Source organism: Streptomyces sp. NPDC047706 (assembly GCF_043204795.1).
Classification (GTDB): Bacteria; Actinomycetota; Actinomycetes; order Streptomycetales; family Streptomycetaceae; genus Streptomyces.
Window position 1 is genome coordinate 197,822 of record NZ_JBIDCW010000003.1, and the last position, 18,883, is coordinate 216,704.

Annotated in this window: 22 protein-coding genes; 14 read left to right on the top strand and 8 right to left on the bottom strand. The window is 67.2% G+C overall.

Annotated features, from left to right (window positions below):
- Nucleotides 1–76 precede the first annotated feature (76 nt).
- Complete coding sequence (locus ACGF8A_RS04655; protein WP_393104188.1) at nt 77–658, top strand: TMEM165/GDT1 family protein; 582 nt, start codon at nt 77–79, stop codon at nt 656–658.
- A gap of 188 nt (nt 659–846) precedes the next feature.
- On the top strand, nt 847–1,506 hold the full coding sequence (locus ACGF8A_RS04660) for an HAD-IA family hydrolase (protein ID WP_393104189.1): 660 nt from the start codon (nt 847–849) through the stop codon (nt 1,504–1,506).
- A 348-nt stretch (nt 1,507–1,854) separates the two neighbouring features.
- Here ACGF8A_RS04660 and ACGF8A_RS04665 read toward each other — a convergent pair whose 3' ends face one another.
- Nucleotides 1,855–2,796: a peptidoglycan-binding protein gene (locus ACGF8A_RS04665; RefSeq protein WP_393104190.1), complete on the bottom strand. Its 942-nt coding sequence runs from the start codon at nt 2,794–2,796 to the stop codon at nt 1,855–1,857.
- 191 nt (nt 2,797–2,987) lie between these two features.
- Between ACGF8A_RS04665 and ACGF8A_RS04670 the strand changes: the two genes are divergently transcribed.
- The gene (locus ACGF8A_RS04670; protein ID WP_393104192.1) at nt 2,988–5,042 is read left to right on the top strand and encodes an MDR family MFS transporter; all 2,055 of its coding nucleotides are present in this window, start codon (nt 2,988–2,990) and stop codon (nt 5,040–5,042) included.
- 227 nt (nt 5,043–5,269) lie between these two features.
- Here the strand turns inward: ACGF8A_RS04670 and ACGF8A_RS04675 are convergent, their stop codons facing one another.
- The 3 genes from ACGF8A_RS04675 to ACGF8A_RS04685 form a co-directional block, all read right to left on the bottom strand.
- Nucleotides 5,270–5,749 (bottom strand): GNAT family N-acetyltransferase, encoded by a 480-nt coding sequence (locus ACGF8A_RS04675; protein ID WP_393104194.1) that lies wholly within the window; start codon nt 5,747–5,749, stop codon nt 5,270–5,272.
- Nucleotides 5,746–6,024, bottom strand: a complete 279-nt coding sequence (locus ACGF8A_RS04680; RefSeq protein WP_393104196.1) for a hypothetical protein — start codon at nt 6,022–6,024, stop codon at nt 5,746–5,748. The genes ACGF8A_RS04675 and ACGF8A_RS04680 overlap by 4 nt, the downstream gene beginning before the upstream one ends.
- 78 nt (nt 6,025–6,102) lie before the next feature.
- Nucleotides 6,103–6,330, bottom strand: coding sequence for a hypothetical protein (locus tag ACGF8A_RS04685; protein ID WP_393104198.1), 228 nt, complete (start codon nt 6,328–6,330; stop codon nt 6,103–6,105).
- A 59-nt stretch (nt 6,331–6,389) separates the two neighbouring features.
- Here ACGF8A_RS04685 and ACGF8A_RS04690 point away from each other — a divergent pair, with 59 nt between their 5' ends.
- Both ACGF8A_RS04690 and ACGF8A_RS04695 read left to right on the top strand, forming a co-directional pair.
- Entirely contained in the window at nt 6,390–7,085 is a 696-nt protein-coding gene (locus tag ACGF8A_RS04690; RefSeq protein WP_393104200.1) for a hypothetical protein, read from the top strand.
- 314 nt (nt 7,086–7,399) lie between these two features.
- Entirely contained in the window at nt 7,400–7,684 is a 285-nt protein-coding gene (locus ACGF8A_RS04695; RefSeq protein ID WP_393104202.1) for a hypothetical protein, read from the top strand.
- Nucleotides 7,685–7,706: 22 nt separating this feature from the next.
- Here ACGF8A_RS04695 and ACGF8A_RS04700 read toward each other — a convergent pair whose 3' ends face one another.
- Complete coding sequence (locus ACGF8A_RS04700) at nt 7,707–8,105, bottom strand: DUF1992 domain-containing protein (RefSeq protein WP_393104204.1); 399 nt, start codon at nt 8,103–8,105, stop codon at nt 7,707–7,709.
- A gap of 51 nt (nt 8,106–8,156) precedes the next feature.
- Here ACGF8A_RS04700 and ACGF8A_RS04705 point away from each other — a divergent pair, with 51 nt between their 5' ends.
- The 6 genes from ACGF8A_RS04705 (at nt 8,157) to ACGF8A_RS04730 (ending at nt 13,699) form a co-directional block, all read left to right on the top strand.
- Complete coding sequence (locus ACGF8A_RS04705) at nt 8,157–9,692, top strand: recombinase family protein (RefSeq protein WP_393104206.1); 1,536 nt, start codon at nt 8,157–8,159, stop codon at nt 9,690–9,692.
- A 90-nt stretch (nt 9,693–9,782) separates the two neighbouring features.
- On the top strand, nt 9,783–10,031 hold the full coding sequence (locus tag ACGF8A_RS04710; protein WP_393104208.1) for a hypothetical protein: 249 nt from the start codon (nt 9,783–9,785) through the stop codon (nt 10,029–10,031).
- Between the two features lie 68 nt (nt 10,032–10,099).
- A complete protein-coding gene (locus tag ACGF8A_RS04715) occupies nt 10,100–10,315 on the top strand; it encodes a hypothetical protein (protein ID WP_393104210.1) in 216 nt (71 codons plus the stop codon).
- Complete coding sequence (locus ACGF8A_RS04720) at nt 10,305–10,904, top strand: hypothetical protein (RefSeq protein ID WP_393104212.1); 600 nt, start codon at nt 10,305–10,307, stop codon at nt 10,902–10,904. The genes ACGF8A_RS04715 and ACGF8A_RS04720 overlap by 11 nt, the downstream gene beginning before the upstream one ends.
- 789 nt (nt 10,905–11,693) lie before the next feature.
- The gene (locus ACGF8A_RS04725; protein WP_393104214.1) at nt 11,694–11,945 is read left to right on the top strand and encodes a helix-turn-helix domain-containing protein; all 252 of its coding nucleotides are present in this window, start codon (nt 11,694–11,696) and stop codon (nt 11,943–11,945) included.
- A gap of 947 nt (nt 11,946–12,892) precedes the next feature.
- Nucleotides 12,893–13,699, top strand: a complete 807-nt coding sequence (locus ACGF8A_RS04730) for a hypothetical protein (protein ID WP_393104216.1) — start codon at nt 12,893–12,895, stop codon at nt 13,697–13,699.
- Between the two features lie 433 nt (nt 13,700–14,132).
- Here the strand turns inward: ACGF8A_RS04730 and ACGF8A_RS04735 are convergent, their stop codons facing one another.
- A complete protein-coding gene (locus ACGF8A_RS04735; RefSeq protein WP_393104218.1) occupies nt 14,133–14,360 on the bottom strand; it encodes a GntR family transcriptional regulator in 228 nt (75 codons plus the stop codon).
- 288 nt (nt 14,361–14,648) lie between these two features.
- Here ACGF8A_RS04735 and ACGF8A_RS04740 point away from each other — a divergent pair, with 288 nt between their 5' ends.
- Nucleotides 14,649–14,840: a hypothetical protein gene (locus tag ACGF8A_RS04740; protein ID WP_393104220.1), complete on the top strand. Its 192-nt coding sequence runs from the start codon at nt 14,649–14,651 to the stop codon at nt 14,838–14,840.
- Between the two features lie 270 nt (nt 14,841–15,110).
- Nucleotides 15,111–15,503: a hypothetical protein gene (locus tag ACGF8A_RS04745; RefSeq protein ID WP_393104222.1), complete on the top strand. Its 393-nt coding sequence runs from the start codon at nt 15,111–15,113 to the stop codon at nt 15,501–15,503.
- A gap of 16 nt (nt 15,504–15,519) precedes the next feature.
- On the opposite strand, the gene ACGF8A_RS04750 is transcribed toward ACGF8A_RS04745, so the two are convergent.
- On the bottom strand, nt 15,520–16,191 hold the full coding sequence (locus ACGF8A_RS04750; protein WP_393104224.1) for an O-methyltransferase: 672 nt from the start codon (nt 16,189–16,191) through the stop codon (nt 15,520–15,522).
- A gap of 218 nt (nt 16,192–16,409) precedes the next feature.
- Nucleotides 16,410–16,601, bottom strand: a complete 192-nt coding sequence (locus tag ACGF8A_RS04755; RefSeq protein ID WP_393104518.1) for a hypothetical protein — start codon at nt 16,599–16,601, stop codon at nt 16,410–16,412.
- A gap of 221 nt (nt 16,602–16,822) precedes the next feature.
- Here ACGF8A_RS04755 and ACGF8A_RS04760 point away from each other — a divergent pair, with 221 nt between their 5' ends.
- Nucleotides 16,823–18,862: a bifunctional glycosyltransferase 87/phosphatase PAP2 family protein gene (locus tag ACGF8A_RS04760; RefSeq protein ID WP_393104226.1), complete on the top strand. Its 2,040-nt coding sequence runs from the start codon at nt 16,823–16,825 to the stop codon at nt 18,860–18,862.
- Nucleotides 18,863–18,883 lie beyond the last annotated feature (21 nt).

Below are 18,883 nucleotides of genomic sequence, written 5' to 3' on the forward strand. Positions count from 1 at the left end.
GTCCACGTGTGCTGCCGTGCCGAGGTCCGATGTGCGCCACGACTCTCGGCCGGTGGCCCCGACCGATTGAGGAACCTTGATCAGCCTGACCGTCACGGCGCTCGTCTTCGGCGTCGTCTTCCTCGCCGAACTTCCCGACAAGACCGCGCTCGCCGGGCTCGTCCTCGGCACCCGCTACCGCGCCTCGTACGTCTTCGCCGGTGTCGCCGCCGCCTTCGCGCTGCACGTCGCCCTCGCCGTCGCGGCGGGCAGCGTGCTGACGCTGCTGCCGCAGCAGTTGGTGCACGCGCTCACCGGTGTGCTCTTCCTGGGGGGCGCGGCGGTGCTGCTGTTCAGGAAGGGCGACGGGGAGGAGGAGATCCGCAGGCCGGAGGACCAGTCCTTCTGGAAGGTCTCCGGTGCGGGCTTCATGCTCATCCTGGTCGCCGAGTTCGGTGACCTGACGCAGATCATGACCGCGAACCTCGCCGCCCGGTACGACGACCCGCTGTCCGTCGGTCTCGGTGCGGTGCTGGCGCTGTGGGCGGTGGCCGGACTCGGCATCGTCGGTGGCAGGGCGCTGATGAGGCGGGTGCCGCTGGGGCTGATCACCAAGGTCGCGGCGCTGCTGATGCTCGGTCTCGGGGTGTGGAGCCTCTGGGAGGCCGTCACCGGCTGAGCTGAACGGCAGGTGAAGGCTTGGCTACGGCGCTGGCGGTTGCGCGACTTGTTTTGTACCGTAGAGAAACAAAGTGGCTCCCGCCCGTTTTCCCTGACCGGCGGGCGGGGCCGCCTTGTTTCCCCGGGCCCGACCTGTTCCCGGGCCGGCGCTTGCCCGCCGCCCCCACCCGCGTACTGGAGCTGCCGATGACGGCCACCACCGTGCTCACCGCCCGCGCCCTCCTGCTCGACATGGACGGCACCCTCGTCAACTCCGACGCCGTCGTGGAGCGCATCTGGCGACGGTGGGCCGAGCGGCACGGCCTGGACGGGGACGAGGTCATGAAGGTCGTCCACGGGCGGCAGGGGTACGCGTCCATGGCCGTGCTGCTGCCGGACCGGCCGATGGAGCAGAACCTGGCGGACAACGCGCGGATGCTCGCGGAGGAGACCGCCGACATGGACGGCGTCGTCGCGATTCCCGGCGCGGCGCAGCTCCTGGCATCCCTGCGCGGGCTGCCGCACGCCCTGGTGACCTCGGCGGACGTGCCGCTGTCCACGGCGCGGATGGCCGCGGCCGGGCTGGCGCTGCCGGACGTGCGGGTGACCGCGGAGTCCGTCGGCGCCAGCAAGCCCGACCCCGAGGGGTTCCTGAAGGGCGCAGCCGAGCTCGGCGCGGCCCCCGCCGACTGCCTGGTCTTCGAGGACTCCGGCGCGGGGATCGCGGCGGGGCGCGCCGCGGGGATGCGGGTGGTCGGCGTCGGACCGCGGGCCTCGGCGCATCGGCCGGACGTGCTGGTGGACGACCTGAGCGGGGTGCGGGTGGAGGGTGTTGCGGGTGGGGGGATCAGGGTTCTGTTCGGGTGAGGGGCGCCGGCCGCGGGGGGCAAGGCGCTGGGGCGCCGGCGTGCTGCTGCGCTGGGGTACCGACCCGCAGCGCCGACCGCGTGGCGAGGGTGCTGGGTCCTGGGCGGGGCCTGGGTTTCGTGTGGCCGAGGGAGGCCGAGGGTGGCCGAGGGTGGCCGAGGGAGATGGGAGCTGCCCGCTGGGCGCGGTGAGTGGGGTGCGTCGCGGGTTCGGACGGTGGGGCGCGTTGTGGATCGCGGCGGTCAGTCGCGTTGGGCTTCGCGGTGGTGGGGCGCGTCGCGGTGGTGTGGGCTGCGGCAGGTTCTGGGTGGCGGGGCGGGGCGGGGCGCCTGGGCGTTTGCGGGCGTGTCAGGGTTCTGACGTCTCCGACTCCAGCTTCTGGCGGGTCTCCTCGCCGTAGACACCCAGCTCGTCGGTCCGTACACCGCGGGCCCACTGGTAGTTGCGCACGGCGTACTCGACCTCGCGCGTGTAGTGGCCGTGCGGGTCGTCGTTGTACAGGTCCAGCTGGCGCAGGCGGAGCTGGAGCTCCGTGACCTCGGGGCCGGAGTCGCCCCGGCGGAGCGTCGGGGGCGGCTCGTCGCTGTCCGCGGGGGCCTGGGAGTTCGTGGCGGGGGCGGTGGGTGCGGACGAACGGGTCGCCGTCGGCGACGGGGGCGGGGCCGATGGTGACGTGCTGAGCGTGGGCGACGGGGTGGGCGTTGCCGACGGTGTGGGGGACGGGGACCGCGGGGTGGGGGCGGCCGACGTGGCCGCGGTCGAGGGCGCCGGGACCGGCGCGCTCGTGCGGGCCTGCGGGACCGCCTCCCGTACCGGCTCCGGAGCCGCGCTGTCCCGCGCCGGGGGGTCGTAGGAGAACAGGCCGCCGGCGAAGCCCGCCGTGGCGGCCACCGTGAGTATCGCGGCGGCCGCGAGGAGCGTCGTGCGGCGACGACCGGGGCGGGGGTGGGAGTCCGGTTCCGCGGTGGCTTCGGGCGTCGGGGGTTCGCCGGGTGCGTGGAGGCCGCCGGGCGCCTCGGGGCCGCCGGGCGGTTCGTGGGGGTCGCCGGGCTCGGGAAGCTCAGCGAACTCGGCGGACTCGGCGGATGCCGGCGGCGGCTCGACCGGCGCGCTCAGGGACACGTAGGGGCGTATGCGCAGGGGATCGAAGTCCTCCGCCGCCGCCTGTTCCGCCGTGCGCGCGTCGCGCAGGGCCTCGGCGGCCCGCTCGCCGCAGGCGCAGGACGGGGTGTTGTCCGCCGCTCTGGGCGTCCCGCACTCCGGGCACCGGTGCTCGTTCGGATTCGCCACGCTCGCGTCCCTCCCCTCGCGGCCTCGTGGTCCCAGAGATTATGCAGATTCCGTGTACGTCCCGAAGGCGGCGCCCCCGTAATCGCTGGGGAACGAGCGCTTTTCCGCGGGCTCGAGAGGCCATAACCGGGCACACCGCCCACGATGGAGGAGGTAATGCAGGCCGGGCGAGGCAGCCGCGGGAGGTGTGCATGGCCGGGGAGACGCACAGCGGCAGGGCCGCTCAGATACCGGGCGCCGTGGACCGCGAGCAAGTGCCGGGGAACGTACTCGTGTCGATCGGCGCGCTGCTGCTCGGCATGCTGCTCGCCTCGCTGGACCAGACGATCGTGGCGACCGCTCTGCCGACGATCGTCAGCGAACTGGGCGGCCTGCAGCATCTGTCCTGGGTGGTCACCGCCTATCTGCTGGCGTCGACCGCCGCGACCCCGCTGTGGGGCAAGCTCGGCGACCAGTACGGGCGCAAACGGCTGTTCCAGATCGCCGTCGTGATCTTTCTCGTCGGCTCCGCGCTGTGCGGCATCGCGCAGAACATGCCGCAGCTGATCGCCTACCGGGGGGTCCAGGGGCTGGGGGGCGGCGGGCTGATCGTGCTGTCGATGGCGATCGTCGGCGATCTGGTCCCGCCGCGCGACCGCGGACGCTACCAGGGGCTGTTCGGCGCGGTGTTCGGGGCGTCGAGCGTGCTCGGGCCGTTGCTGGGCGGGGTGTTCACCGAGCATCTGAGCTGGCGATGGGTCTTCTACGTCAACCTGCCCGTCGGGGTCGTCGCGCTGATCGTGATCGCCACCGTGCTGCATCTGCCGCGCACCGTCACCCGGCACGTCATCGACTACCTCGGCACCTTCCTCATCGCCGCCGTGGCCACCTGCCTGGTCCTGGTGGCCTCCCTCGGGGGCACCACCTGGGGCTGGGGCTCCGCGCAGATCGCCGGGCTGCTCGCGCTGGCGGCCGTGCTCGCCGTGGGGCTCGTCGCGGTGGAACGGCGGGCGGCGGAACCGGTGCTGCCACTGAGGCTGTTCCGCGTCCGAACCTTCACCCTCGCCGCCGCGATCAGCCTGATCATCGGTTTCGCGATGTTCGGCGCGATGACGTATCTGCCGACGTTCCTCCAGGTCGTGCACGGTGTGTCGCCGACCTGGTCGGGTGTGCACCTGCTGCCGATGGTGCTGGGGCTGCTGCTCGCCTCGACCGGTTCCGGGCAGATCGTCAGCCGCACCGGCCGCTGGAAGGTCTTCCCCGTCGCGGGGACCTTTGTGACCACGCTCGGGCTGCTGCTGCTCCACCACCTCGACGAGCACAGCACCGACGCCGTGATCAGCGCGACCTTCTTCGTCTTCGGCTTCGGGCTCGGGCTGGTCATGCAGGTGCTGGTGCTCATCGTGCAGAACGCCGTCCCGTACGAGGATCTGGGCGTCGCCACGTCCGGTGCGACCTTCTTCCGGTCGATCGGGGCCGCGTTCGGGGTCGCCGTCTTCGGATCCCTCTTCGCCGGGCGTCTCGGCGAGCAACTGGCGTCCGCCTTCCGCGGTGTGCCGCTGCCACCCGGTGTGTCCGTGGAGAGTCTGGCGGCCGACGCGCGGGGGATCGCCGCCCTGCCGGGCGAGTTGCGTGCGCGGGCGCTGGGCGCGTACTCGTCCGCCATCACGGATGTGTTCCTGTACGCCGCGCCTGTCGCCTTCGTCGCGTTCGTGCTGGCGTGGTTCCTGAAGGAGGACCGGCTGCGGGTGTCCGTCACCGCGCCCGACGTCTCCGAGACGCTGGCCAGCAATCCGGTCGAGCGGTCGTCGTACGACGAGGTGTGCCGGGCGTTGTCGCTGCTCGGTACGCGGGAGGGGCGGCACGAGGTGTACCGGAAGATCTCCGCGCGTGCGGGGTACGACCTCGTGCCGGCGGCGAGTTGGCTGTTGCTGCGGATCAAGAGGTACGGGCGGGTGGAGCCGGGCGTGCTCGCCGAGCGAAGCTCGGTGCCGCTGGGGGTGATCCTCGAGGGTGCCCGTCAGGTCGAGGAACGGCGGCTCGCCGTGCGCGAGGGACTCGACCTGGTGCTGACCGGACAGGGGCGGGTGGTCGCGGAGCGGCTGGCGTCGGCCCGTGAGGAGTCGCTGGCGGAACTGCTCGGTGACTGGTGGGGGCCGGAGCGGCCCACGGATCTGGTGCAGTTGGTGCGGGAGCTGAACGAGCAACTGTGCGGGTCGGATCGGGAGGAGCCGCACGAGGTGCGGCCGGTGGCTCGGTTCCGGTGAGGTCCGGGGGTGGTTCGGGGATGCCTGCGGCGGCCTGTGTGCGTTGGGTGGGGGTTGCCGTAGCGCCGAGGGGTGGCTGGTGGGTCGGGGCCGCGCCGGGGTGTCCGTCCTCGGAACGGCGCGGAATCGGTCACTTACCGACTCGCCGGTGTTGACGCGCCGACCGCCGCGGGCGGTCACCCCCCGGCACGGCCCCTTCCCGCCGTACGCGGGTGCGGCTTCGCGGCTCAGGCGAGTGGCTTCGTGAACCAGTGGTCGGCGTACGGGGCCGTGTTGTGTGGTGAGGTCTCCTCGTAGCCGAGGCGGGCGTACAGGGCCCGGGCCTCGGTGAGGTCGCTCCTGGTGTCGAGGATCATCCGGGTGGCGCCGACGTCGCGGGCGGCCTGCTCGGCGGCGGTGACCAGGCGTGCCGCTCCACCGCTGCCGCGCAGTCGGGGCAGGAGGAAGACCCGGGTCAGTTCGGCGGTGGCCGGGTCGGTCAGGCGGATGCCCGCCATGCCGGCCGGGGTGCCCTCGTGGCGTGCGAGGAGAAGCAGGGTGAGGTCCGTGCCCGGGCCGGCGGCGATCTCCCGTTCCAGTTCGGCCGGCTCGGTCGTGCGACCGTGGTGCAGCAGGTACCAGCGGTCGCTGACCTCCGTGTAGTACGCCCGCCAGAGCGCGCAGGCGGTCGGGGAGCCGGTGGGTTCAGCGTTGATCGTCCAGGTCATGCCCAGCATCCTCGTGGGTTGCGACGAGCGTGCCGCTCACCGGGCTGCCCCAAGCTGACAGCCCAGTTGACGGCCGGCAAGGAGACAGACGCATGGCGGGCGCACGCGAACTGCCGCCGGACGAGGTCCTGGTCCAGCGGCTGCGTGACCGTGACGAGGAGACGTTCGCCCTCGTGCTGGACACCGGCCGCCGGGACGAGGGCGACGGTCGCGGCGATCACCGTGGCGGCCGCGATCCGGGCGGACCACCTCTTCCTGAGCGCGCTGTTCTGCATGCGTTTTCCTTTGTCCTGATCAGTGCGGGATCGATGCCGGCGCAGGGGGCGGCATCGCGGGTTCGTGCCGACGGCCGTTCAGCACCCCGGGCCGGCGGGGCGCGGCCGGTCGTGTCCGGTGGCGCGCGCGGCCTTCTCCCGGCGCAGCTCGTCGGCCTCGTCACGGACGGCGTCGAGGCGGGCCTCGAGCATGCCGACCCGCTCGCGGTAGCGCTCCAGCTCGGCCCGGACGAACGCGGGATCCGAAGTCTTCGGGGCGGGCTCGTCCGGGTGGGGGTTCTCGTTTGGGTGGGGCTTTGCGGGCAACCCGGTCAGCGGACCGGCCCGGTGAGGGGTCGGTCGGGTCGAGAACCCGGAAGGCATTCATGTCCACTGGCTGGATCATTGCTCTGATCGTGATTGTGGTGGCGGTCGCCCTCGTCGTGGCCGCCCTGACCTTGCGCGGCCGTGGCGCGGGCGGCGGACGGGACCTGAGGCGGCGCTTCGGACCGGAGTACGACCGGGCGGTGGCCCGGCACGACGGGGATGCCAACGCCGCCGAACGTGAGCTCGCCGAGCGCGTGGAGCGGCACGGCGAGCTGCGTGAGCGGCCGCTCGAACCGGCGGAGCGCGAGCGGTTCGAGGCCCGCTGGACGGCGGCCCAGGAGCGCTTCGTCGACTCGCCGCAGGACGCCGTGACCGAGGCGGACCGGCTGCTCGCCGAGCTCGCCGGGGTCCGGGGCTTCCCGGACGGCGGGCAGTACGAGGAGCAGCTCGCCGCCCTCTCCGTGCACCACGCGCACCACGTGCACGGCTACCGGCGCGTCCACCGCATCGCCGGCACGCCCGCGAGCGGCGCGCAGGACGGCCGTACCGGCGCCGTGCAGGACGGGGGCGCCGCCACCGAGGAGATGCGCGAGGCCATGGTCGAGGCCCGCGCCCTGTTCGACGACCTGCTGCGTCCGGCGCGTGACGACCGCCACGGGCGTCCGCCCGCCGAACGGACCAGGACGACGGCCCGCGCAGGCTCCGGACGACTGCATCTGCCGGCGGCCTTCGGGCGCCACGCGAAGGGGAGTTGAGACACATGACCGACGTGACACGGCCCATGGGCGGCGGCGAGCCGCCGGAGCCGGACCGCACCGCGCGGCGCGACGACCTCGTAGGGCGTGACACGGCGCCGGGGACGGGGCGGGAGGTTCCCGCCGGGTCCGGGGCTTCGCTTCGTGCGGGTTCTGTGGCGCCCGGTGGTTCCGGGAACGGTCGGGCAGAAGAGACTGTCGGCGCTCAGGAGTCTCAGGAGGCTCGTGGGCCCGCCCCCACCGCCGGCGGCTCCGCCCCGGTGCCCCCGGGTTCCGCCAGGCCCCCGGCCGACCCCTCCGCGCCCACCTCCCGCATGTCCCCGCTGCTGTCGGGCGAGGAGACCGGCAAGCTGGAGCTGCGCATGCAGCAGGCGGTGTCCTCGTTCGTGGACGGCCCCCGGGCCGCCATCGAGGAGGCGGACCATGTGCTGGAGGAGATCGCGGCCCGGTTCACGGAGGCCGTGACCCAGCGGCGCCGTACCCTGCGCAGGTCCTGGGAGTCGACCGACGAGGCCACCCCGGCGACCTCCGACACCGAACAGCTCCGCCTCGCCCTGCGGGACTACCGCGAACTCGCGGAGCGGCTCCTGCGTCACTGAGCGCAGGCTGCCGAGAACAGAGCTATCCGGCCGCTGCCCGGCCCTCCCGCCAGCGCCGTACGACCTCGTCGACGTCGTACGGCTTCAGACCCAGCGGGGGGCCGGGCGGCGGCTTGAACATGACGTCGCGGATCTTGACGTTGACGTCCTCGACGATCTTCCGCACGAGCCGCTCCGAGGGCGCCCGCATGGCGGCGAGCAGCGCGTCCTCCGCCTCCTTGCGCAGGGCGAGGGTGGGCGGCAGCACCGAGATGCCCTCCCGCGCCAACTTCCGCTTGATCCACCACTGTTCGTCGTAGGTTCCCTCGACGTCCTTCGGCAGGGGCTTGCCCGCGCCAGGCAGGTGGGCGAAGTCGCCGCGCGCCTCGGCGTCCCGGATCTGCTTATGGATCCAGACTGACTGACAAAAATCCGCTACCATGGAGACAGAGGGAGCGGCAGGGGGCCGAACCCCTGGGGGAGAGGTCAGCCGGTGCGACGGGTCCTGTTCGTAGAACGCATCTCAGCAGATCGGGGAGAGCGCTCTGAGTCCATCGAGAGTCAGCACGACAAGTTGAGCCGACGTGCTGAGTCAGAGGGTGTCACTGTCGTTGGTACCTCGGTAGACCTGTCTGTGTCAGGCGGTGTTGACCCGTTTACCCGAAAGAGCCTCGGCCCATGGCTGACAGAAGAGAATCTGTCCAAGTGGGATGAGCTCTGGGTATCAACGGCTGACCGACTGTCCCGAGATCAGCGACACTTCCTCTCGTTTGTCATGTGGGCTCAGGACCACAACAAGCGCATCCTTGTCATGGATGACCCTGAGTTCAACAAGCAAATGCTTGACGAGGATGGACTTGGTCTGTTCATCCTCCACACCAAAGCACTTGGGCCGGCCGCGGAGCTGAAGCGCATCAAGGCTCGTACGAGGGACAGCCACGAACGGCGCAGGTTCACCGCTCGATGGACAGGGGGGATCCCTCCGTTCGGCTACGTCCCTGTCAAGAGGTTCGTTGACGGGAAGACTGCCACGTACCTTGAGCAAGACCCTGACATGGTCAGGCTGTTGCACTACATGCGAGAGCAGATCCTTGCTGGACAGAGTTTTTTCGCCGTGGCCAAAGCCCTGAACGAGAAGGGTGAGCACACGGCACGGGACAGGGCCCGTATCCGACGAGGCAAGCCAGTTCACCGCCGTGGCGCAGCGGAGGGCGTGCCTGAGCTGTGGAGTGAGACAACAATCAAGTCTCTGCTCAGGGACCCTGCCCTACTCGGACACAAGAAGCACAGGGGGGAAGTTCTCTACGATAGCCAGGGGAAGCCAGTTCAGTTGGCAGAGCCTGTCTTCTCTGAAGACGAGTGGAAGTCACTTCAGGCCGCGGTGGAGGCACGGACCAAGACAACGGTTCGGCGAGTTAACGGCACTTCACCTCTGTATGGCGTGGTCTGGTGTGGGGAATGTGGCAGCAAAGCCACACACAAGTCATCCATGCACAATCCCTCAGGAGTTGAGTACAGGTACTACGTCTGTGGGGCCTGGCCCAAGGAAAGTCGTTGCCGCGGTATCTCGGTTCGGGCTGAAGAGGCTGAGGAGTTCGTAGAGATTGTCTTCCTACAGAGGTACGGGCTTGACCCGGTAACTGAGCGGGTCTGGATTCCTGGCACGGACAACACGCGAGAGCTTGAGGAAGTGCGCAAGCGTATCGCTCGGATCCGTGACAACTATGAGTCCGGTGCGTATGACGACAACCCAGAGGAGTACAAAGAGCGTCTGAGTGCTCTCAGGGCCCGTCGGGACGAACTAGCCTCAGAGCCTGTGACAGAGGGACGTTACGAAGAACGAGGCACAGGCGAAACGTTTGAAGACCTGTGGTGCCGGCTGGACTTGGAAGGGCAGAGGCAGCAACTCATCAAGTCGGGCTACAAGATCTTGCTTGGCCGGAAGACGTTCCGCGTTACGCCCGAGCCTGAGACCCCTGAGGAGAGGAAAGCCAGGCTGGTCAAGCTGGGTTACATGTCCGGGGAATAACCAGCAACACACCGTTGTTGAACAGGCAGAGGGGCGCCCGTCGCCAAACAGAACGCCCCTCTGTCTCCTGTGAAGGAGAGGCCAGGATACATGGCACTGCACGTAGACGAGAACGGCGAGAACCTTGACGACTGGCAGAAGGGACAGATTGAGACGTTGACTGAACTGGTCAACGCACTCGGCTCCTACTGGGCGGCAGGGGCTCTGACGCTGTCAGCAGCAATCAAGGTCTATGCACAGGTTGCTTGCATGTCAGAGGATGAGTCCGCGGAGTTCCTGACAAGTCTTTGGGTGGACAACGCCCTAGATGAGATGTCGTTCCTGGACGACACCAACTGAACACGAGACGCCAGAAGGGCCATGTCATACGGCATGGCCCTTTTTTCATGTCTAGAAAGGGCAGAGCAGTGACAAAGGCTGAAAGAGTACTGACCATTGAGAGCATTGGATCAATGGTTTGGCACGGAGCCATGGACATAAATGCCGCAACGTGGTTTGTCGCTGGTCTATTCAAGGTGGATTGGTTCGTAGCCAGGGACATGGTTCATGACGCCATGGTTGATGCCATGACGGAAAACGTTGAGGTGGCACTAGAGCGCACAGGAGCAAGGAATGCAGACTGACATTACCGCGGAAGAATGCAAGGAACTTGGCATCAATCCCGAAGACCCGTTTGGTCTCCCGCCTGCATGGGAGTTGGGGGCGATGCTGGCACAACTCAGGGAAGGGAAACAGCAGGAAGGCACTCAGCCGGCCGAAGATGGGCCCAACGCCCCTTCTGCCGAGGAACTGGCAGAGATCCTGGCAGAGGTCTACGGATCCGAGGCAGAGCAGACAGGGGAAGTGTCAGAGGCCATCGGTAGGAATGGTCTTGTCCTCATCAATGACCCTGACTGGATTGACATGACAGCCAGGAACATGGACTACATGCGGCACGTCTACCGGTCAGACCTCAATCATCGTGACAAGACTGTCCTCGGAGTTGTGGCCATGCACTGTGGTGTCAATAGCCGTGGCTGCACCGCATCCAATGAGACTCTGGCCGCGGAAGCCAACATAGACAAAGACAACTTCCGTAAGCGGCTCAGTTGGCTCACCAAGGAGGGTTGGGTGCGGGAAAACGGCATGATGCCTTCGGTCCGACAGAACATGAACGGGGCCAAGGTTCGTCACATTGGCGTCAAGAGGTCTTGGGCAGAGGGAGGGTCGTAAGAACCCTCCCCTAGAACACTTGGCTAGGTCGACCCTCTACAGGGAGGGTCTTAGCAACCCATCCTAGGGAGGGTCAGGACAACCCCCCAAACATAAACCCATCTCTCTTAAGAGAGATGGGGAACATATACCTAGGTAGTAAGAGGTTCCTTGGCTCAAGGGCCAAGGAGATCTCAGACAGCCAAGGCAGTGACCGAACGGAGAGAGGGAACCAGTCGAACTAGCCAGGCCTTTAGGGGCCTGGCAGTGAGACACGAGACTTAGTGTGGAGGGACCTCATGGCCCGACTGGAGATTGTCCCGCCGGCTCAGAGCCTCTGTGCGGCTCTCTAACGGCCTCTGAGAGCCTCCCTGGTGTCCTTTTACCCAGCGACAGGCTGTACGGCGCTCAGAGGGCCGTACAGAGCATCAGAAGCCTTCTGTGGCCTCTGTGTTGGGTCCTGGTGTCCCTGGACCGAGGCTGCTCGGTCCACTTCTCTGTGACCTGCCTCTCACTTCCCCCTGAGTACGTCTCAGTACCCCCCCGAGTGACACCGACATCCATAGTGAAGGGAAGGAAGTAGGGATTCAAAAGAGGGAAGTCTCTGCCCACCTTCTCTGTCGGCTCTCGAAGTTTGTGACTCGCCTCTCCTAGGTTCTGGGCAGTCGGACGCCTGACTGTGATTCTGCCTAGGTTGATTTGCCCAACCCCTGTGTCTTGCCGTGTGCATGGGGGTTGGGCATTTCTTCTTTTGGCCTACGTCCACCCCTAACCACCCTCCCATGCACGGCAGTAGGGATGTGAATCGCAATGAAGGATGTGAGCCTGTGGGACCGAAAGTCCTGGAAGGCAGTCAAAGAATCTAAGGGGATCACCCATAGGCAGATAAGCGAAGAACTAGGGCTGTACATCGGATCAGTTGAGAAGTGGTTCTCAGGTGAGAAGCGCCCGGCACTGATCCACCAAGTTGCCTTGGCGAGGATCCTCGGAATCCCGCTGTCTCAGGCACTGGAAAACATTATTGACCCTGATGTCCGGGAACTTCTCCGCATTACGCTCTAGTGATTGGAACACGGCATATGAACAACGCAGCACCCTTGTACGCACGACTTACCGCGGTGGTCTCTAGACCACTGGTTCTCATCTCTGCACTCATCATCTCTATGCCGGCTGAGATTCAGCTAGCCCGAGCATCTGGCTTCTCGAACAACTTTGAATATCTGATGCCACTCGTTCTCAGTCTGTATTCCGACATCCGCGGTCATTGCCGCCACACGCCTCCGTGGCGCAAAGGGTCGGAAGTCTGCCATTGCTGGTTCTGGCGTGGCATTGGGTATGGCCCTCAGCGCTCAGGTGGTTGGTCACCTAATCTCCAGTGGCTACATGACTTCTGGTCCCTGGCTCGTAGCTGCCGTGTCCTCTGTACCAGCCCTAGCCGCCGCTCACATGCTGCATTTGGCAGCTCTGCCTAAGGGCGATTCCGAGGGCCCTAGTAGGTCCACTGTCGGTGTCACTTCCGCTGAAACAGCACAGGATGGCTGCGAGAGTGACGAAAACGACACAGACACCCCATCCTCTGATGACTGTCTGGCGACCGTTCCTAAGGGACGCCCCAAGCCTTCTCTGGCAGCGATTAGGGACGCTGCGCAAAACCTTGACGCTGTAGGGGAGAAGGTCACTGCCAAGGCTCTTGCCAAGGTATTCAAGGTCTCGGAGCGCACTGGCGCTAGGTACCTCTCTGCCCTCACTGCCTAGGAGGAATGACATGGGATACGCCCCGACAACCACGGATAACGCCACAACGAGTCGAGAGACACACGCAGAGCTGAATGACTTGACCCCTCACGAATTTTACGAGGCTGTCAGAGCAGGCCTTTTCAAGGCAGGTGAGGTCAAGTAGTGGACTACCTGTCATTTGCTGGATACCTGACGCTCCTTGTGTGTGGAGTGTTTATGGGAGTGCTGAATTTGAAGGAACGACGCGACTGCACAACCTATCGGGAGAATCTATGACGAACACTGTGTTTGTGACGCCTATGCCGGCAGGCTTTACCCTTTCGGCATCCACTAAGAAGCTTATTGCTGTCAGGGATAAGGCCCTTAAGGCTCTACAGGATTACCAGCTTGAGAATGCCAACTATGCTCCTGTGCTGGGTCCTCATGGTGCTCGTATTCCTGCTATCAGCAACGCAGAAGTGGAACTGAGGAAGCTGGACAAAGAGGCTGTGAGGAACGGTAAGCCTCTGACCAGCCGTGATGAATTTTTGACTCCCTACCGGTCCAAGGCAGAGGAGTACAAGCGAACTGTTGCGGCTATGCAAGCCGCTTACACAGAGGCTTTCCGGGCGGCGGAAGACGCCATCATTGCTGAGATGCCGTCCCTGGCCAGTAAGGCTCTGGAGGAGTGTTCTCAGGCACACAAGGATTGGTCTGATGCTGTAGAGGCTGCCAGAAACGCAGAGGCTCGTATGTCTGCTGCGGTCAACCGGCTGCTATGGGCAGCTACAGACTCCCGCATGAATCGTTCGGCCGGCGAGGGTTGGGCAGACTACGCAGATACCGAGGCTCTTGAGTTCACCGCAAACGGCAGGCTTACCCGTAGGGCCGCACAGGCTATTGGTCTGGAGACGTACCAAGATGGCTCTGTGGTGGCGTACGCCGAATTGGTTGATTGGGGCGGCGCTGCGCCCCAGCATCCTCGGACCGAGGAAGTAGCCACGGCTATTGGAAACAGTCCCATAGACGACGTACGGGCCGAGACTGTCTACAACATTGCCGGCCTTTCTTCCGAGGATTACGAACGACACTTTGGCTAAGCACTTGCATTGACTAACTTCCGGGGATTCTGGCGCCTTTGGCTGTCAGGGTCCCCGGTCTTTTTCGTGATCCGCCAGAATCTCGAAGCCCGTACGGGTTGAGAGGTTGGCACTATCGGCGGGGTCAGCCGGCTCTCTGACAGTCACACCGAACGTGGCAAGAGCCCGAGTCAGTACCTCATCTGATAGGGGCGGGGCTTTCTCACTCCACTTCCTAACCCAATCCTCTTTTTCCAAGACTTACCACCCTCATTTCTTGGGAAGCCAAGGAGTGATCCCAGGCTTTATGATCATGAAAGTTTGGAAACTCGTACAGGATCGAAGGAAGGCACCCCCGGTGGGGTCTCTTAACGCATTTACACCCATTACCCCGGGGGTGTCAGTGGCGTGATAATCCGCGGGAATCCTGACCCGGCCACCTGAGATGAGTGGCCTATGACTGTTCTGCCACGAACGAGCCACGGTCGGACCAAGTGATGATCAGGCCCTCTGCCCTGAGGGCAGCGAACGCCCTTTGGACTGTGGAGGCAGCCACGTCGAACTCACTCGCCACGGTGAGGACAGCCGGCATGCGTGACCCCGAGGTGTACGTGCCATCGGTGATCCGGGTCCTGAGGATGCTCACAAGCTGCGGGTATACAGGCTGCGTCCGGTCGATCATGGGTCAAGCGTGCGACCGTTCGGGAGTGCACGCATCCGAGGATTCGACCTATCGAGTATTCGAGGATGCGGGTAGGCTGAACTTCCTCCGGTAGCCACTGGAGACACAGAACGACCCCGGTTCAGAGGGACTAGCTCTGATACCGGGGCCTGAGCCAGGAAGGTTGGTTCCTGACCTATGAGCATCATCCCAGAGGGGCAGCACGGAGCGAGCAAGAGCCTTCGCAGGATGCCGGCGGACGGTGCGGGGAAGACGGGGTTCTGTCAGCCGGGGGGTGTCCTGTCGTCCATGGCGGATGGCATGGAGGAAGCCATCCTGGAGGCGACCAAGGAGGACTTGAGGAAGGTCAAGGAGCTGTTGGCTCAGAGCGGCACGACCAAGCATGAACTGACCATGGCTCTGGGGTTCCTGTATCAGTCCGCCAAGGCTGCCGTTGATGTGGCGGAGCTTCGAGGAGAGCGGCTGGAAGCTCTCGACTGACTGACACCACGTCAGACTGGCCCCTGGTTACGCCGATGACCAGGGGCCCTCTCATGCCCAGATGCACAGACAGTCATCTGCGCTGGTCAGACAGGTTCTTTGTGGGAATGTCTGGATCTGCTTGTCGGTCCAGGAATCGAAGCTGACGCCCGGTGGCTTTCGCTCGGTCATGAGGCCATTGTGCCGGACGCCGCCGCGCCGGGCGATTTATCATTCGGCGGCGGCAGGCCAACCGGGCTGCCGGATCTGGACGTTGCATAGGGAGCGCACGTGCTCGAACTGACCATGGCCTCCGTCTCCGGGGCGGACGCGGGTGTCACGGCCGGCATGATCATGGCTGACGCGCCCAGCGAGCCGGGAACGGTGCTGCGGGTGGGCCGGGACAGCACCGTGTGCCGGCTCGCGACGCCCGAGGACTGGCTGTTCGTCTCACGGGTGCACCTGGAGTTCCTGTGCGGGCCGGACGGCGACTGGCAGGTGACCTGGTTGCGCGGCTCGCAGCCGGACCCGTCCTCCGAGGTCCGGCTGGTGTCCGGCGCGTACGCGCAGCCCCTCGGGTACGGCGGCACGATGCCGTTGCCCAGGGGCGGCAACGGCGAGATCGTCATCCAGGACCGCACCGGTCCGCGCAGCGTGAACGTGGGCTTCTACCACGAGGTCTGACGCGGCCCGGCCGGCGTCAGCCGAGGACGCGCGCCAGGGCGAAGCCGTCGTAGCCCTTGCTGCCCACCGTCTGGATCGCGGTGCCGGTGAGCCTCGGGTGGGAGCCGATGAGCTCGATGGCGGCGCGGGTGCCCTGGACGTCGGGGGTGGAGGCGTCCGCCTCGGCGACGCGGCCGCCCCGGACGACGTTGTCGACCACGATGAGGCTGCCCTCGCGCGTGAGCCGCAGCGCCCACTCGACGTAGTGGGCGTTGTTCGCCTTGTCGGCGTCGATGAAGACCAGGTCGAAGGGCGGGGGGTTCTCGTCGGCGAGCTGCGGCAGGCATTCCAGTGCGGCGCCGACGCGTACGTCGACGACCTTGTCGAGGCCGGCGCGGGCGATGTTGCGCGACGCCACCTCGGCGTGCTTCGGGCTGTACTCCAGTGAGATCAGCCGGCCGTCGGCCGGGAGGGCGCGGGCCAGCCAGATCGTGCTGTAGCCGCCGAGCGTGCCGATCTCCAGGATGGCGCGGGCACCCTGCACTTCGGCGAGCAGCTGGAGGAACTTGCCCTGGCTCGCCGTGACGCCGATGGGGGGCAGACCGGCCGCGTCACTGTCCCGCAGGGCCGCCTGGAGGGCCTCGTCGTCACGGGCGAGGTGGGTGGTGAAGTACGCGTCGACGTTGTCCCAGATCTGCGACTCGCTCATGCGCTCTGCCTCTCTTAAGACGGTCCTCATTAGCGCACCTAACTAGATGCCCTAACGAAGGTAGTCCTACGGCGGTTCCACGGCGCGGAGGGCACGCCGTTCCCGGCCAGGAGGCGGGGTGTGGACGAGAGCGATCCGGTGCCGTCGCGAACGCCACGCCCACCCCTTGCCGGACAGGGCCGCCGCAGGCATCCCGCGGCGGCCGTCCGGACGACCGGTCACGGTCGGCGCAGTTCCGCAGGTTCCGCCGAGGGCGCGGACCCCGGCAACGGCCGGCCCGCCGACTCCGTCATGAGCCGGACCGTCACGCCGCCGGTCACGGCCGCGGCCATCGTGGACAGGGGCTGTGCCGTGGGGTTGCCGGACGGGAGGAAGACCTTGCCGAACGTGACGGTGAGGGCCTGCACCATATGCCCTGTCCAGGTGTGTCGGCGGACGCCCGGACGCGGCCTCCGGACCCGCCTTGTGATCCATCTCGCGCCCGGCCGAAGCAACCCGACCCCCCGCCCACTATCGTCTTCCGGACAAAAGGAGGGCGGACGTCAGGTGAATGAGGGGTTGCCTGCGTCTCCCTCCGGGGGCGGTGCGACCCCACAGGGTGCGCGGAACGATGGGGCGGAGGCCGCGAGGCGTGGCGAATGCGGAACACGGCGGAAGACCGGTGGGGGCTTTCGAGGCGACGGCGGGTGCCCGGCTGCGCGCCGCGCGCCTGGCCCTGTGGCTGGTCGCCGCGATCCTCGGCATACGGCAGATCGCCGTCGTCCTCGGCTCGCCCAGGGGCGAGCGGCTGACCGACCTGGAGACCTGGGCCGGGCCGGGCGGCGTGCTCCACGTCGAGGGCTCGCTGTACGACTCCACCCGCTTCACCGGCACGCCCTTCGGCGGCCTGGTGCTCAAGCCCCTGACGCGGGCCGCGGAACAGGCGCTCGGCTGGGGCTGGACGTTCGGCACGCTGCTGCTGGTGGTCGTGCTCGGCCTGGTCGCGGCCCGTGCGCTGCCGCGCCCGGTCAGCCGCCGTACGGCGCTGGTCGCCGCGCCCGTCGCGATCTGCCTGCTGATGCTGTCGCTGCCGGTGCGCAACGCGTTCTGGCTGGGCCAGACCAGCGTCATCCCGGTCCTGCTGGTGCTGCTCGGCTGCTTCGCCGTGCGCGGCGGGCGGGCGGGCGGCGCGCTGATCGGCGTCGCCGCCGCGTTGCAGCCGACGGTGCTGCTCTTCGCCCCGCTGCTGTGGTTCACCGGCCGTCGTGACGCGGCGGCCTCCGTGGGCGCGACCTTCGCCGGCGCCACCGCGCTGACGTGGCTGGCGATGCCGCGCGACTCGTACACCTACTGGGTGCACCACATGGCCGGCGTCGGACTCGGCGGCCGGGCCGACGACCTCGCCAACCAGTCCCTGCACGGCGCGTTGCTCCGGCTCGGCCTGTCCGGCCCGCTGGAGATAGCCCTCTTCCTGGCCCTGGGCGCGGTGATCGCCGCACTGGGCCTGCGCCGGGCCGTCCGGTACGCCCGTGACGGGCAGTTGCTGCTGGCCGTCGCCCTCACCGGCTGCGCCGCGATCGTCGTCGCGCCGACGGCGTGGCAGCACCAGCTGCTGTGGGTGCTGCTCGCGGTGGTCGGCAGGGTTGGCCGGCGGGCCTGTGACCGCCCGGTGTGGCCGGTCGCGGTGGTGCTGGTCATGACGCTTCCGGCGAGGATGCTCCTGCCGAACGTGGCGGCGCTGCATCCGCTGCGTGACAACGTCGTCCTCCTCGCCGCGATCGCCGCGGCCACGGCCGTGCCGTTCCTGTCGCGGACCTCCCCCTACTACCGGGCGCCCCTCCCCACCGAGTACGCCGCACCGGTCCCGGCCCGCTGGAAGCACATACCGCTGCTGCCCTTCCTGCGCCGGGTGGTGAACCGGCCGAACCTCCTGCTGGAGCTGCTGCTCATCCGGGTCACCTACGCCGCGTACTCGCAGGTCCGGCTGGCGGCGACCGGCGGCACGATATCCGGCGGCCGGGAGCGGGCCGAGGCGCACGGCGAGCAGATCCTCTCCCTGGAGCGGATCCTCCACATCGACATCGAGCACACGCTCAACCACGCGATAGTGAAGGTCGACTGGGCCCGCCAGTTCTTCGACTTCTACTACACGTCGTTCCACTTCGTGATCCCGCTGACCGTCCTCGGCGTCCTGTACTGGCGCCGCCCGGTCGACTACCGCTGGGCCCGCTCGACGCTGGGCCTGACGACCCTGCTGGCCCTGATCGGCTTCTGGCTCTACCCGCTCGCGCCGCCGCGTCTGATGCCGGGCTTCGGCATCATCGACACCGTCCACGGCGTCCAGGACTTCTCCCAGCCGGACTACGGCACCCTGACCTCCCTCACCAACCAGTACGCGGCGATGCCCTCCCTGCACTTCGGGTGGTCCCTGTGGTGCGGCGTGGTGATCGCGATCGTCGCGCCCAAGGTGTGGATGAAGGCGCTGGGCCTGCTGCATCCGGCCTTCACGGTGACCGCGATCGTCGTGACCGGCAACCACTGGGTGCTGGACGCGGCCGGCGGCGCGCTGGTGGTGGGCGCGGGCTTCGGACTGGCGTACGTCTTCCAGGGCCCGCGGGCGCGCGCCCTGCACCCGGCCGCCACGCCCGGCACGGACCGGCAGCCCGACCCGCAGAAGACGCCCAGCGTGTAGTGCGGCCGGGGCGCGATGTTT

Bases quoted from the DNA above. Each gene is read 5' to 3' on its own strand.
- ACGF8A_RS04670 (WP_393104192.1), top strand. From the start codon at position 2,988: ATGGCCGGGGAGACGCACAGCGGCAGGGCCGCTCAGATACCGGGCGCC.
- ACGF8A_RS04690 (WP_393104200.1), top strand. From the start codon at position 6,390: ATGTCCACTGGCTGGATCATTGCTCTGATCGTGATTGTGGTGGCGGTC.
- ACGF8A_RS04660 (WP_393104189.1), top strand. From the start codon at position 847: ATGACGGCCACCACCGTGCTCACCGCCCGCGCCCTCCTGCTCGACATG.
- ACGF8A_RS04730 (WP_393104216.1), top strand. From the start codon at position 12,893: ATGACGAACACTGTGTTTGTGACGCCTATGCCGGCAGGCTTTACCCTT.
- ACGF8A_RS04695 (WP_393104202.1), top strand. From the start codon at position 7,400: ATGTCCCCGCTGCTGTCGGGCGAGGAGACCGGCAAGCTGGAGCTGCGC.
- ACGF8A_RS04740 (WP_393104220.1), top strand. From the start codon at position 14,649: ATGGCGGATGGCATGGAGGAAGCCATCCTGGAGGCGACCAAGGAGGAC.
- ACGF8A_RS04710 (WP_393104208.1), top strand. From the start codon at position 9,783: ATGGCACTGCACGTAGACGAGAACGGCGAGAACCTTGACGACTGGCAG.
- ACGF8A_RS04720 (WP_393104212.1), top strand. From the start codon at position 10,305: ATGCAGACTGACATTACCGCGGAAGAATGCAAGGAACTTGGCATCAAT.
- ACGF8A_RS04675 (WP_393104194.1), bottom strand. From the start codon at position 5,749: ATGACCTGGACGATCAACGCTGAACCCACCGGCTCCCCGACCGCCTGC.
- ACGF8A_RS04750 (WP_393104224.1), bottom strand. From the start codon at position 16,191: ATGAGCGAGTCGCAGATCTGGGACAACGTCGACGCGTACTTCACCACC.
- ACGF8A_RS04700 (WP_393104204.1), bottom strand. From the start codon at position 8,105: ATGGTAGCGGATTTTTGTCAGTCAGTCTGGATCCATAAGCAGATCCGG.
- ACGF8A_RS04680 (WP_393104196.1), bottom strand. From the start codon at position 6,024: ATGCAGAACAGCGCGCTCAGGAAGAGGTGGTCCGCCCGGATCGCGGCC.
- ACGF8A_RS04755 (WP_393104518.1), bottom strand. From the start codon at position 16,601: ATGGTGCAGGCCCTCACCGTCACGTTCGGCAAGGTCTTCCTCCCGTCC.
- ACGF8A_RS04725 (WP_393104214.1), top strand. From the start codon at position 11,694: ATGAAGGATGTGAGCCTGTGGGACCGAAAGTCCTGGAAGGCAGTCAAA.
- ACGF8A_RS04735 (WP_393104218.1), bottom strand. From the start codon at position 14,360: ATGATCGACCGGACGCAGCCTGTATACCCGCAGCTTGTGAGCATCCTC.